The organism is Streptomyces cinnamoneus (genome assembly GCF_014650495.1).
GTDB lineage: Bacteria > Actinomycetota > Actinomycetes > Streptomycetales > Streptomycetaceae > Streptomyces > Streptomyces cinnamoneus.
In genome coordinates this window covers 42,003-54,380 of sequence record NZ_BMVB01000001.1, presented here as the reverse complement: position 1 = coordinate 54,380, position 12,378 = coordinate 42,003, and the positions used below count along the sequence as shown (strand labels likewise).

At 74.0% G+C, this 12,378-nt stretch carries 11 protein-coding genes; 2 read left to right on the top strand and 9 right to left on the bottom strand.

Going from position 1 to position 12,378, the window contains the following annotated elements; translation table 11 throughout:
* Positions 1 to 21: 21 nt before the first annotated feature.
* Entirely contained in the window at positions 22 to 540 is a 519-nt protein-coding gene (locus IE182_RS00245; protein ID WP_308432034.1) for a hypothetical protein, read from the top strand.
* Between the two features lie 283 nt (positions 541 to 823).
* Here the strand turns inward: IE182_RS00245 and IE182_RS00240 are convergent, their stop codons facing one another.
* On the bottom strand, positions 824 to 1,534 hold the full coding sequence (locus IE182_RS00240; protein ID WP_190107515.1) for an NADPH-dependent F420 reductase: 711 nt from the start codon (positions 1,532 to 1,534) through the stop codon (positions 824 to 826).
* A 92-nt stretch (positions 1,535 to 1,626) separates the two neighbouring features.
* On the opposite strand from IE182_RS00240, the gene IE182_RS00235 reads away from it, so the two are divergent.
* Positions 1,627 to 2,586 (top strand): helix-turn-helix transcriptional regulator, encoded by a 960-nt coding sequence (locus tag IE182_RS00235; RefSeq protein WP_190107514.1) that lies wholly within the window; start codon positions 1,627 to 1,629, stop codon positions 2,584 to 2,586.
* Between the two features lie 43 nt (positions 2,587 to 2,629).
* Here IE182_RS00235 and IE182_RS00230 read toward each other — a convergent pair whose 3' ends face one another.
* The 8 genes from IE182_RS00230 to IE182_RS00195 all read right to left on the bottom strand — a co-directional run.
* Positions 2,630 to 3,907, bottom strand: coding sequence for an APC family permease (locus IE182_RS00230; RefSeq protein ID WP_190107513.1), 1,278 nt, complete (start codon positions 3,905 to 3,907; stop codon positions 2,630 to 2,632).
* Positions 3,908 to 4,005: 98 nt separating this feature from the next.
* Entirely contained in the window at positions 4,006 to 5,217 is a 1,212-nt protein-coding gene (locus IE182_RS00225; RefSeq protein WP_190107512.1) for a cupin domain-containing protein, read from the bottom strand.
* 60 nt (positions 5,218 to 5,277) lie between these two features.
* A complete protein-coding gene (locus IE182_RS00220; RefSeq protein ID WP_190107511.1) occupies positions 5,278 to 6,678 on the bottom strand; it encodes a dihydroorotase in 1,401 nt (466 codons plus the stop codon).
* Positions 6,675 to 7,721 (bottom strand): 2-methylaconitate cis-trans isomerase PrpF family protein, encoded by a 1,047-nt coding sequence (locus IE182_RS00215; RefSeq protein WP_190107510.1) that lies wholly within the window; start codon positions 7,719 to 7,721, stop codon positions 6,675 to 6,677. The genes IE182_RS00220 and IE182_RS00215 overlap by 4 nt, the downstream gene beginning before the upstream one ends.
* On the bottom strand, positions 7,721 to 9,565 hold the full coding sequence (gene asnB / locus IE182_RS00210; RefSeq protein WP_190107509.1) for an asparagine synthase (glutamine-hydrolyzing): 1,845 nt from the start codon (positions 9,563 to 9,565) through the stop codon (positions 7,721 to 7,723). Before asnB ends, IE182_RS00215 begins: the two co-directional genes overlap by 1 nt.
* A 79-nt stretch (positions 9,566 to 9,644) precedes the next feature.
* The gene (locus IE182_RS00205; protein ID WP_190107508.1) at positions 9,645 to 10,457 is read right to left on the bottom strand and encodes a nitroreductase family protein; all 813 of its coding nucleotides are present in this window, start codon (positions 10,455 to 10,457) and stop codon (positions 9,645 to 9,647) included.
* A 29-nt stretch (positions 10,458 to 10,486) separates the two neighbouring features.
* Positions 10,487 to 11,728: an MFS transporter gene (locus tag IE182_RS00200; RefSeq protein ID WP_190107507.1), complete on the bottom strand. Its 1,242-nt coding sequence runs from the start codon at positions 11,726 to 11,728 to the stop codon at positions 10,487 to 10,489.
* Between the two features lie 96 nt (positions 11,729 to 11,824).
* A partial coding sequence (locus IE182_RS00195) for a hypothetical protein (RefSeq protein WP_229844477.1) occupies positions 11,825 to 12,378 on the bottom strand: 554 nt, incomplete at its 5' end.

The following is a 12,378-nucleotide window of genomic DNA, read 5'->3' as shown; positions in this document are numbered from 1 at the left end:
AGCCAGGTGAGGCGAGGAATCATGCATGCCCTGGCGTGGGCACTGGCGACCGCGGCCGCCATGGCGGTGTCCTGGTACGGGGTGCGTACGGTCCTGGCGGGCACGGCCTACGAGCCGCCGCGCGCGCTGCCGATCTCGGGCTCCGCGGCCCCGGCGATCGGTGAGCCGGCCTCTTCGGCCCGTGCCTCCGGGCCGCCGGCTTCCTCCCCCTCGCCCTCGCTCCCGGCACCGGCCACCGCGGCGCCGTCCGCCGAGCGCTCCACGACCGCCGGTCCCGACGCGTCCCGGAAGCCGGCTGCCCCACCGCCCTCGGGCGGCGGCGAGGTGAAGAGCTTCACGGTCAGGGGCGGGCGTGCGGTCTTCGATCTCGGTCCGGGCTCGGCCACGCTCGTCTCGGCGGCGCCGGACGAGGGCTGGCAGATGCGGGTGTGGAAGCAGAGCGCCTGGATCCGGGTGGACTTCGTGGCCGGCACGCGGACCACCTCGGTGTTCGTCACCTGGAACGGCCACCCGCCGCAGGTGCAGACGGTGGAGGGCTGAGGGCCGGCGCCCCGGGATCGTACGCGGCGCCGGTGCACGCGTGCGGGCATGCAGCAGCCCCCGGCGCTCTTCCTCTCGATCCGCGAGTCCCAGTCGTCGCTGAGTTCTCCGGCCTCGATCGGTGCCTTCCGGGGGCCTAGCCAGTTTGCCGAGATGGGGGTCACTCGGGCCGATGGACGTCTCCACCGATCAGGTGCGGCTCTCACCGGTTGTCTGGTGTAATGGCAATTTTCCTCCGCATTTGTCCGAAGTCAAGAGGTGCGGAGATACGAGTACGACGCCGTCATCGGACGACCTTGATGCCGAAGCGGGTGCCGAAGCCCAGGCCGAAACCGATGGCGGAGTGCATGTGGGCGTACATCTCCATGCCGCGGGCGCAGACGAGGGGGCCGACGTCCAGGACGTCGTTCCAGCCGTAGGACTTCAGCAGCTCGGTGACCTGCTGCTTCGCGTCTGCGTGGTCACCGGCCACGAACATGGTGTGGTCGCCGTTGCCGACGGCCTCGGGGTCGACGACGGTCTCCTGCTCCTGCGTGACGAAGGACTTGACGACCTTGGTCCCGGGCAGGGCGCGCTGGATCTGTTCGGCGAGGCTGTCGGTGTCGCACGGGTCGAGCTTCGGCATGACGCCCCACGGGGTGGGCCAGGGGTGCTCGACGTCGGGGTTGTAGAGGAACGGCACGGCGTAGTCGACGAGCGTCTTACCGGCCAGCCGGTCGGCGATCGCGGACAGCGCCGCGACGGCGTTATGGCCGTCGATGCCGTTGATGACGAACTCGCTCTCCGCGGCCGCCGCACCGAAGGCGTGCAGCCGGATGCCGGAGCGGCCGGCGAGCCACTGGCCGAAGGGCAGGTTGCCCATCATGTCGGGCTCGGTGCGGGCCAGGGTGACCTCGGGATCGCGGGTGCCGACGTGGACCTCGTGGCCGAGTTCGGCGAGCTTGGCGATGTGGGCGCGGGCGCCGCCTCCGGTGCCGAGAACGGTGATTTTCATGGGGAAACTCCCGGTTTGCAGCGTGCGGGGAGGTCCACAGTAGGAGCCTTTCAGGACAATCCCTGTCCTTTGAGAGCGCCATAGTGGGTTTCATGACGAGCGATACGACCGCCCGCGCGCTGCGCCTGCTGTCCCTGCTGCAGACCCGGCGGGAATGGTCCGGATCCGACCTGGCCGACCGGCTCGACGTGACCGTGCGTACCGTCCGCCGCGACGTCGACCGGCTGCGCGAGCTGGGCTATCCCGTCGAGGGCACCCGGGGCCACGCCGGCGGCTACCGCCTGTCCTCCGGCACCGACCTGCCGCCCCTCCTCCTCGACGACGACGAGGCCGTCGCGATCGCCGTCGCCCTGCGCACCGCGGCCGGCGGCCTCAGCGGCATCGAGGAGACCGCCCTGGGTGCCCTGGCCAAGCTGGAGCAGGTCCTCCCCCGGCGACTGCGCGGGCAGGTCGGTGCCCTGCAGGCGGCCGTCGCCGGCATCACGTGGGAGGAGCGGGGCCCGCGCGCCGACCCGGCCCTGCTCGCCACCCTGGCGGCCGCCTGCCGCGACCACGAGATCCTCACGTTCGGCTACACCGCTCGCGGGGGCACGGACACCCCTCGCCGCGTCGAACCCTGCCACCTGGTCGCCTCCGGCGACCTCTGGTACCTCCTGGCCCACGACACCGGCAAGGACGACTGGCGGCTCTTCCGGCTCGACCGCATCACCCGCGCCGTACCCACCGGCCGACGTGTCCCGCCCCGCCGGGTGCCGGGGGACGACCCCGCCGCCTTCGTCGCCGGCCGGCTGTCCGCCGCCCCCACCCGCCACCGCGCCGTGGCCACCGTCCGGGCCCCCGCCGCGTCCGTACGGGCCCGCACCCGCGGCCTGGGCACGCGCATACGGCCCGTCGACGACGACACCTGCCTCGTCGACGCCTCCGACGACCACCTGCCCCGCATCGCCCAGATCCTGGCGGGCCTCGACGCCGACTACACGCTCGACGCCGACCCGGAGGTCCTCGGCCACCTCCGCGACGCCGCCCACCGCGCCCTGCGCGCCACGGGCTGACCCCGCGGGCCGGCCCCGCTCCGGACGGACGGCCCACCGGGCCCTACGGCCTCCGCCCGCCGGCGAGGGCACGCCGCACGCCGTAGGCGGCGGCTCCGGCGGCCAGGACCGCCGTACCGCCGAGCACCGAGGTGACCGGCAGGGCGAAGGCCAGCGCCAGGCAGCCCGCCAGCCCGGCCGCGGGGATCACGCGGGGCGGGCGGCCCTCGGCCGGCGACAGGGTCCAGGCGGAGGCGTTGGCAATGGCGTAGTAGGCCAGCACGCCGAAGGACGAGAAGCCGATCGCGCCGCGCACGTCCGCCGTCGCCGCCACCACCGCCACCACCGCGCCGACCACCAGCTCGGCCCGGTGCGGCACCCTGAACCGCGGGTGGACGGCCGCCAGGGCGTGGGGCAGGTGCCGGTCGCGCGCCATGGCGAGGGTGGTGCGGGAGACCCCGAGGATCAGCGCGAGCAGCGAACCCAGGGCGGCCACGGCCGCCCCGGCCCGGACCACCGGCGCGAGCCCACCGGCGCCCGCGGCGTGGACGGCGTCGGACAGCGGCGCGGCCGCCACGGCCAGTCCACCGGGGCCGAGAACCGTGAGCACGGCGACGGCGACGACGGCGTAGACGGCCAGGGTGATCCCGAGCGCCACCGGGACGGCCCGCGGAATGGTCCGTGCCGGATCGCGGACCTCCTCGCCGAGCGTGGCGATGCGCGCGTACCCGGCGAAGGCGAAGAACAGCAGGCCGGCCGCCTGGAGCAGCCCGCCGAAGCCTGCGTCGTCACCGATGCCCACCCGGGCCGCGTCCGGGGCACCGGAGGCGAGGCAGACGACCGTCACGGCGGCGAGCACGGCGAGGACGACGGCGACGATCACCCGGGTGAGGAGGACGGACCTGTGGCCCCCCACGTAGTTCACCGCGGTCAGCGCCACCACCGCGGCGACCGCGACCGCGTGTTCCCGGCCCGGCAGGACGTACGCACCGACGGTGAGCGCCATCGCGGCGCAGGACGCGGTCTTGCCGGACACGAACGCCCACCCGGCGAGGTGGCCCCAGAAGGCTCCGAGGCGTTCCCGGCCGTAGACGTACGTGCCGCCGGACGCCGGGTAGCGGGCCGCGAGCCGGGCGGAGGAGGTGGCGTTGCAGTAGGCGACCACGGCGGCCAGGGCCAGGCCCGGCAACAACCCCGAACCGGCGGCCCGGGCGGCCGGGGCCAGGGCCGCGAAGATGCCCGCGCCGATCATCGACCCCATGCCGATCACCACCGCGTCGGACACTCCGATCCGCCGGTGCAGCTCGTCCGGCGGTCCCGCAGCGGTCGGCGGCCTGCTCATGCCCGGCTCCCTCTCCCACCCCCGGTCGTACGTCGTGGCCGTCCCCCTCCGCGGCGGCCGGCGCCGCCGGCCGAGGAGCACCGGGACCGCATTCTCTCTCAGCGGCCGCTGAGGAGCCCGCGGTGGAGCAGGTCCGCCAGAAACACCGTCAGGCGCGGCCAGGCTTCGTCCGGTACGGCGGCCCGGAGCTCCTCGGTGGTGTGCCAGGCGCCGTCCCACAGGGTTTCCAGGGCCAGGCGGCGGGCCTTGCCGACCTCCCACTCGTTGCCTGCCGCCGTGAACACCGGTCGTCCGCCGGGGCCGTCCTCGGTGATCCGCCCGCGCGCGTACGACAGCCGCAGGGCGGCGGGCAGGGCGGCGGGCAGGGCGGCGGGGCCGGAGGGCGGCCCGGCGGTGACCGCGGTGGGGAGGTTGGTGTGCATCCGGCGGTTGTCGCCCGAGGCGAAGGCCGCCAGGAACCGGTCGGCGAGGCCGGGCCGGGTGAGCATCTCCCCGAGGACCTCCTTCATCCGCTGCACGTGGGCGTCCCTCTCCTGCGTGGAGGCCCGCAGCGGCAGGTCGACGCGGAAGATCTCCTCGGCGGGCAGGGAACGGACGAACCAGCGGAAGAAGTCGACACCGGTGACGGGGATGGCGGCGTAGGTCAGGTGCAGCGAGTGCGTGCCCTCGCCGGCCGACGCGCCGTGCCACCAGCCCCGGGGCAGGAACAGGACGTCCCCCTCCTCCAGGACGATGTCCGCGTAGGGCTCGCCCACGGGCTTCGGGGGGCGGACGACGTCGTTCAGCAGTGCCGCGGTGCGGGTGGGCGGGTAGTAGCGCCACCGCTTGCGTCCGGAGAGCTGGACGACGACGACTTCCTGGTCGTCAAAGTGCAGGCCGAAGCCCTGGGTTCCGGTCCAGCTCCCGTACAGGTTGGTCACCACGTGCGTGTGGAGGAGGCGTTCGAGGTCCGCGGCGGTGCGCTCGGTGTCCTCGTGCAGTTCGTCGACCGCGTTCACCACCAGGGTCGCGCCCTCGGCGAGGTGCTCGTGGAGCGCCTGGGGCACGACGCTCCTGAGCCGCTGGGAGCTGGGCAGCTGGAGGGTGTAGCTCTCGTGCGGAATGGTGCTGCGGTCCCGTGCCAGGGTCAGGCGGGAGGGCTCCAGCGGCTGCCGGGACAGCAGGTCGTTGAGGTCGTCCCAGGTGAAGAGGGCCGGCGACGTCGCGATGCCGCGCCAGAGGCGGGGCCGGCGTGCGTCGATCTGGGCCAGCAGCGCCTCGCGCCCGATCGCGTCGAGCAGGTCCTTGCGCCGTTCCGTGGCGTCTGCCATGTGCGTCTCCTTGCTGATCCTGATTCCGGTCCTGAGGCGGGATGACACCGCGGTGTCTTCTCAGGCGTCGTCGGCGGTGCCCCCGTGCCAGGGCAGGTACTGTCCCGTCGGCCGGCCGAACTCGGCGCGGCCCGCGTCCAGCCGGTAGACCACCTCGCCCCTGCGGATGGTCGATTCGACGCGTCCCCGGAACGTCCTGCCCTGGTAGGCCGACCAGCCGCAGAGGCTGTGGATGCCGGGCTCGGCGAGGGTCCACAGGGCGTCGGGGTCGAAGACGACCAGGTCCGCGTCGCCGCCGGCGACGATCCGGCCCTTGCGGTCCCCGAGCCCGAACAGCCGCGCGGGGCGCTCCGCCAGCACCCTGGCCACGGTGCGCAGCAGCCGTGCGGGGTCCGCACCGGGCAGGTGCCGGGTCATGCCGCTGTACAGGGCCGGGAGGAGTTCCTGCACGCCGGGGAGGCCGGGCGGGGCGTCGGCGGTCGGCTTGAGCTTGTCGGCCAGGGGGTGCGGGGCGTGGTCGCTGCCGACGGTGGCGGCCTGCCCGTCCAGGACGGCCTCCCACAGCCGGTCCTGGTCGGCGCGGTCCCGGATGGCGGGGCTGAGGCGGATGCGTGCGCCGAGGACCTCGGTGTCGTCCGCGGTGAAGGACAGGTGGTGTCCGGTGACCTCGAAGGTGAGGGGCAGGCCGGCCGCGGCGGCCGCCGTGAGCAGGTCGGCCTCTTCCCGGGTGGACACGTGCAGGATGTGGGCGGGAACGCCGTATTCCTGCACGAGTTCGACGATCCGGGCCACGGCGACGATCGCGCCGGTGCGGGGGCGGCGGCGCTCGTAGTCCGCCCAGTGGCGGGGTTCGCCCTTCCAGTCGTCCAGCATGCGGAAGACCTCGCCCGCCTCGGCGTGGAAGACGAGCTGCAGCCCGGCCTCCGCTGCCGCCCGGAAGAGCTCGCGCAGCGCGGGCTCCCCGTGCAGGACGTGCGGGGCGGTGTGGTGGCCGGCGAGGAACGCCTTGGCCGACCCGGCGTCCGTGCCGGCGAACTCCTTGAGCCTGCCGGGGTGCGCCGGGTCCACTCCCACGTGGAAGCGGTAGTCCACCAGGCTGGTGCCGGCCACCAGTTCCCGCTTGGCGGCCAGGTCCTCGGGGCCGAACAGCGGGGGGACGGTGTTGGGCATGTCGATGACGGTGGTGACGCCTCCGGCGACGGCCGCCCGTGAGCCGCTGGGCCAGTCCTCCTTGTGGGTCAGTCCGGGGGTGCGGAAGTGCACGTGGGAGTCGATGAGGCCGGGCAGCACCCAGCGTCCCGCCGCGTCCACGGTGCGGGTGCGGGGACCGGCGGTGCCGGGCGGGAGGACGGCGGCTATGCGGCCGTCCCGGACGGCGACGTCCGCCGCCCGCACCGCGTCCGGGAGGACCACGGTCCCGCCCTCCACGACGAGGTCGTGGGCATCGGTTGCTGTCGTCATGCGTACCGCCTTGCTCGGAGTCCGGAGGGGGCCGGCGCGGTGACGGGCGCGGGCCCGAGGTAGGTGACGGTGGTGCCGCGGACCCCGACCTCGGTCAGGGCCGGGCCGGCGCCGGCGGTGCGGGCCGTGACGGTGGCCCAGCGGCCGGGGGTGCGGATCCGCAGCGTGCCCGGGGTGGCGTCGTCCGGCGTGCCCGGGATGGCGGCGGCGAGTTGCTGCGGCAGGGAGCCGGGGACGCGGGCCGCCGCGGCCAGGCACACGGCGCCGGTCAGGGCCAGCGTGGGGTGCCAGGAGGGCACGGAGACGGCCCGCGCGGCCAGCCGCCCCGGGCCCAGCGGCAGCAGGGCGGCGATCTTCGGGAAGACCCCGGACGGCCATCCGAGCCGGTCCTGTGCGCTCTCCCGGAGGTCGCAGAGGTCCGCGAACAGGGCGTCGTCGGCGGCGAAGAGCTCCTCCGGCCCGCGCACGCCGAGGTCGGCCGCACGGACGAAGACGTAGGGGTTGCCCATGGAGGCCCCCGTCACCTCGACGGAACCGCCGCGGTGGGGCAGTTCGGTCACGGGCGAACCGAACAGCAGGAGGTCGTCCAGCGGGATGGGCGGGCGGAGGAGGAAGGACGCGCCGAGCCGTTCCCGGTCGGGGTGGGACTCCTCCACCGAGCACTGCACGCTGTCCCCGTTGTTGAGGACGTTCACGCGGATCCGCTGGCCCGGGTGGAGCGGCGGGAGCTCGCCCGACCGGCCCGCCACCGAGCAGGCGGCCAGGATGGAGTGCCCGCAGCTGCCGCGGAGTTCGAAGGCGGGCTCGGCGCCCGGCACGATCTGCACGAACCGGTAGTCCAGCTGGTGGCCCGGGCGGGAGGAGGGCCCGATCAGTGCGATCTTGGTGACGTCCTCCAGCCCGGCCCGCAGCAGCATGCGCCGTACGTGGTCGAGTTCGGCGAGGAAGAGGCCGGGGTCCCGGGTGCCGTCGGTGAAGTTCTTGGCGGGCAGGACCAGCGTGGTGCTGGGGCTGCCGTGCGCCGCGGCGAGGTGGCCCGTCATCAGGCGGCCCGGGCGCCGGTGAGCGCGGGCGCCGCGAGCTGCGCACGCCACGTCCGGTGGATCATCAGCGCCCATACGGCGAGGGCGGTGGTGTCGTCGGGCCGCTCCTCCTGGCGGCGCAGCAGGCGCTGGACGGCGGCTGCGTCCAGTTGCCCGTCCCGGCGCACGTCCTCGGGGGACAACAGGTCCCGGGCGTACTCCATCAGCGGCAGGCCGTCGCGCAGCATCGCCGTGATCGGCAGGGTGAACGGCTGCTTGGGGCGCTGCAGCACGCTGTCCGGGACGAGGCCCCGGGCGGCTTCCCGCAGCGCGCGCTTGTCGTCCCGCGCGGTGAGCTTCCACGGCTGCGGCAGTGCCGTGGCCGTGCGCTGGACGCCGGGCTGGCAGAAGGGCAGGCGCACTTCCACGCTGTGGGCCATGGACAGGTGGTCGACCCGGCGCAGGTGGTAGGCGGGCAGCCGCTCGTCGAGTTCCAGCGCGGTCAGGGCGGCCAGCGCGGCGGAGCCGGGCGCGGCGTCCCCGGGGACGGCGGCCAGGCGGTCCGCGAGCCTGCGGCGCAGCCGGTCCTCGCTGCTGCCTGCGGCGCGCAGCCAGTCCCGGTACTCGCTGCTGTAGAGCTCTTCGCGCAGGGCGCCGGGCACGGCCGCCAGGGAGTCGACGTAGGCGTCCTGCCAGTCGGCGCCGCCGGTCAGGGCCTGTTGCATGCGGCGGTAGCCGAGGAACACCTCGTCCGCGCCGTCACCGGTGAGGGCGACGGTGAATCCGGCCTCCCGTATCGCCCGGAACAGGGCGTAGCTGCTCACGGTGATCGGATCGGCGTTCGGCTGCCCGAGCCGTGCCACCACGTCGGGCAGCAGGGTCACGAACTCCGCGGGATCGGCTTCCACTTCGTGGTGCACCGTCCCGGCGTGCCGGGCGGCCTCCGCCGCGAAGGCACGCTCGTCGAAGGGCCACGTGCCGCGGTAGCAGATGGTGAAGCTGTGCAGCGACGGGATGCGCTCGGCGAGCAGCGCGGTGACGAGGCTGGAGTCCAGGCCGCCGCTGACCACGGCGCACACGGGTGCGTCGGCCTCCGCCAGCCGCCCGGTCTCGGCGCGCAGCAGGTTCCGCACGTGAGCGCCTGCGGCCTCCAGGGTCGCGGGAGGGCCGGCGGGCCCGCCGGGGAACGGCTCCGCGCGGGCGGGGCCGCGGCGGTGCAGCCGCATGCCGCGCCCGGGCTCGAAGACCAGGTCGGTGGCCGCGGGCAGTGCCCGCACCTCTTCGTACATCGTCTCGTCGCCGAACGGCGTCTTGGTCGTGAGGTAGTCGTCGAGTCCGGACAGGCGCGGCACGCGGGGTACGCCCGGCAGGGCGAGCAGCGCGGGCAGTTCGGAGGCGAAGAGCAGGCTCCCGGCGGCCGGGTCCCAGTGGTAGTAGAGCGGCTTCATGCCCGCGCCGTCGGTGGCGAGGACGAGCCGGGGGGTGTTGCGGAGGTCGATCACCGCGATCGCGAACATGCCGTCCAGGTGCTCGGCGAAGCCGTCGCCGTAGTGCGCGTAGAGGGCGGGCAGGACGGCGCCGTCGCAGTCGTCGTCGACGCGATGGCCGAAACCGGCCAGGCGGCGCCGCAGGTCGCGGTGGTTGTAGATCTCGCCGTTGTAGACGACGTGGATGCCCGTGCCCAGGCTGTACGGCTGACGGCCGCCCTGCGGGGCCATGACGGCGAGCCGGTTGGCGCCCAGCGCCCAGCCGTCCCGGGCGGCGAGGTACTGGGCGTCGGGGCCGCCCGCTCGCTGGAGTCCGGCCGCCGCGCGCAGGCTGTCGGCCGAAAGACGTGCTCCCAGATGTCCGATGATGCGGCACATACCGCCCCCTTCATGTCTCTTCGGTGCGCCGGGCGCGGGACGTGACCCGCTCGCCGGGGTGTGTCCGGGGCTGCCCGTTTCAGGTCGTGGTCAGGACCGGGCCGGTGGCGGGTACGGGCTCGGTGGCCCCTTCCGGCCGGACGGCCGGTGCGGGCCCGGTGGCGGGCGTGCGCCAGGCCGGGGCGCGTCGGCGGCCGAGGCTGCGGGCGCCCTTGGCGATCTGGGCGCGCCAGGCCACCCGGTCGTCGGCCGTGACGTCACCGGCCGGGTTGGTCAGGCCGGTGGCCCCGGGGTCCGGCGGCAGGCGCCGGGACTGCCCCTCGTAGCGCTCGCGGTGGACCAGCAGCTCGGTGCGCAGGCGCGGCCGCGCCGCCGGACGCCCCGCGGCGGGGCGGCCCAGGCACAGGCCGAACACGGCGAACACCCCGGGTGGCAGGTCCAGCAGCCCGGCGGTCGCGCCCGGGTCGTTGCGGATGCCGCCGACCATCACCGCGCCCAGGCCCAGGGCCTCCGCCGCCAGCGTCGCGCACATGCCCGCCATGGACGCGTCGATGACCGAGGTGATCAGGGCGTCCGGATGCCCGCTCGCTATCAGCCGGCCCGGAAGGTCGCACAGCTCTTCGATCCGGCGGAGGTCCGCGCACACCACGACGAAGACCGGGGCGTCGACGACGTGCCGCTGGCCGCCGGCGATCCGGGCGAGGGCGGCGCGCTGCTCCGGGTCACGGACGACGACGAACGAATAGGGCTGGAAGTTGAAGGCGGTGGGCGCGCGGACCGCCGCGTCCAGCACCTGGTCCACGAGGGAGTCGGCGAGCGGCTCGGGGGTGAAGTCGCGGCAGCTGGCGCGCTCGGCCAGGAACTGCAGGGCGGTGTCTGTGCGGGTGGTCACTGCCCCTCCCAGGGCTGGATGCGGACGGTTCAGGTGGTGGCGGGGACGTCGTCCGCGGCTTCGGCCGCGTAGCGCCGCTCGGCCTCGCGGTCCCGGCGCCACCACCACAGGGCGCCGAGGACCACCGAGGCGGCTCCGGTGCAGACGCCGACGGTGCGCACGTCGGAGACCGTGAGCAGGACGCCGAAGAGCGCGAGCGAGAGCCGGGCCATGCCGCTGTAGGTGGTCATGTGGATGCTGGAGACCCGGCCGCGCAGGTGCGCGGGCACCGTCGCCAGCAGGACGGTGGTGTCCAGCGCGATGATGACGCCGCTGGCCAGGCGCATGGCGCCCAGCAGTGCGAGGGCGACGACCGGATGCCCGGCCAGGAACAGGGCGCCCCAGGCCAGCCCCTGGAAGATGTAGGCCCCTGCGTAGGCGGACAGGTGGCGCTGCAGCACGATCCTGGCCGCTATCACCGTGCCGGCGATGACGGCGAGGCCGTCCATCACGTACAGGGCGCCCAGCACCGTGCCGCTGCCGTCGAGGGGGCCGGTGGCGTAGGCGGCGAGCAGGACGTCGTACGCCCCGCCGATGCAGCCCCAGGCGATGCCGATCCACACGACCGAGCGCGCCAGCGGCAGGTCCCGCAGCACCCGCACTCCGGCGGTCAGCTCCTTGCGCAGGGACTCCTGCGGGCCGCTCTCCCCGACGGGCTCCGCGTGCGTGAGCGGGCTCTTGGCCTGCTGCAGCAGCGGCAGGGCCGCCAGGATCTGCAGGACGCAGGCGACCGTCATGCCGCCGGTGGGGTTCCAGGCGGACAGCACGCCCCCGAGCGATGCCCCCACGACCGTCATCGTCCCCTGGACGGAGCCCATCCTGGCGTTGGCGGCAGCCCTCGACGCGGGCGGCACCACGCCGTACAGCCACTGCTGGCGCGCCGGCGGCCAGAAGGTGTTGCTGAGCCCCTGGAGGCCGTAGAAGGCCGCGGCCACCCAGAGGGCCGAGTCGAGGGCGAGCGCCATGCCGAGGACGCACAGCGCCTGCGCGACCATCGACCCGATGGCCAGCCGCCGGACGTCGAACCGGTCGGCGAGCGTTCCGGCCACCATCATGAAGGCCAGGGCGGGCAGGGTGCCCACCAGCTCCACCGCCGCGAGGACAGCGGGGGACGAGTCGTGCAGCACCTGGATGAACAAGCTGATCTGCATGACCCAGGTCGATGCGGAGGACAGCGCGCTTGCTGCCCAGAGCCGGACGATGCTGCGGTGGGGGGCAGGGGGCGAGGTCACGCTGGCTCCAGGAGTGCCGGGACGCGGCGGGGTGTGAGCGGCTACGGGCGAGTGAGGGGTGGCCGGCCCGGGGGGTGCCCCGGGCCGACCGGGACATCACGCGGCGATCAGCTCACGCGACAGCATCTCGAAGTCGCTGTCGGTGAAGTTCGCCTTGTTCTTGGCGACGACCGTGCCGGGGCCGAAGTCGTCATCCGCGAAGTTCGCCTTGTTCTTCGCGACAACCGTGCCCGGACCGAAGTCATCGTCAGCGAAGTTCGCCTTGTTCTTCGCCACGACCGTGCCCGGACCGAAGTCATCATCGGCAAAGTTCGCCTTGTTCTTGGCGACAACCGTGCCCGGACCGAAGTCATCATCGGCAAAGTTCGCCTTGTTCTTCGCCACGACCGTGCCCGGACCGAAGTCATCGTCAGCGAAGTTCGCCTTGTTCTTCGCCACGACCGTGCCCGGACCGAAGTCATCGTCGGCAAAGTTCGCCTTGTTCTTCGCCACGACCGTGCCCGGACCGAAGTCATCATCGGCAAAGTTCGCCTTGTTCTTGGCGACAACCGTGCCCGGACCGAAGTCATCGTCGGCAAAGTTCGCCTTGTTCTTGGCGACAACCGTGCCGGGGCCGAAGTCATCGTCGGCAAAGTTCGCCTTGTTCTTGG

Bases quoted from the DNA above. Each gene is read 5' to 3' on its own strand.
- IE182_RS00225 (WP_190107512.1), bottom strand. From the start codon at position 5,217: ATGGCAGACGCCACGGAACGGCGCAAGGACCTGCTCGACGCGATCGGG.
- IE182_RS00240 (WP_190107515.1), bottom strand. From the start codon at position 1,534: ATGAAAATCACCGTTCTCGGCACCGGAGGCGGCGCCCGCGCCCACATC.
- IE182_RS00235 (WP_190107514.1), top strand. From the start codon at position 1,627: ATGACGAGCGATACGACCGCCCGCGCGCTGCGCCTGCTGTCCCTGCTG.
- asnB (WP_190107509.1), bottom strand. From the start codon at position 9,565: ATGTGCCGCATCATCGGACATCTGGGAGCACGTCTTTCGGCCGACAGC.
- IE182_RS00245 (WP_308432034.1), top strand. From the start codon at position 22: ATGCATGCCCTGGCGTGGGCACTGGCGACCGCGGCCGCCATGGCGGTG.
- IE182_RS00215 (WP_190107510.1), bottom strand. From the start codon at position 7,721: ATGACGGGCCACCTCGCCGCGGCGCACGGCAGCCCCAGCACCACGCTG.
- IE182_RS00230 (WP_190107513.1), bottom strand. From the start codon at position 3,907: ATGAGCAGGCCGCCGACCGCTGCGGGACCGCCGGACGAGCTGCACCGG.
- IE182_RS00220 (WP_190107511.1), bottom strand. From the start codon at position 6,678: ATGACGACAGCAACCGATGCCCACGACCTCGTCGTGGAGGGCGGGACC.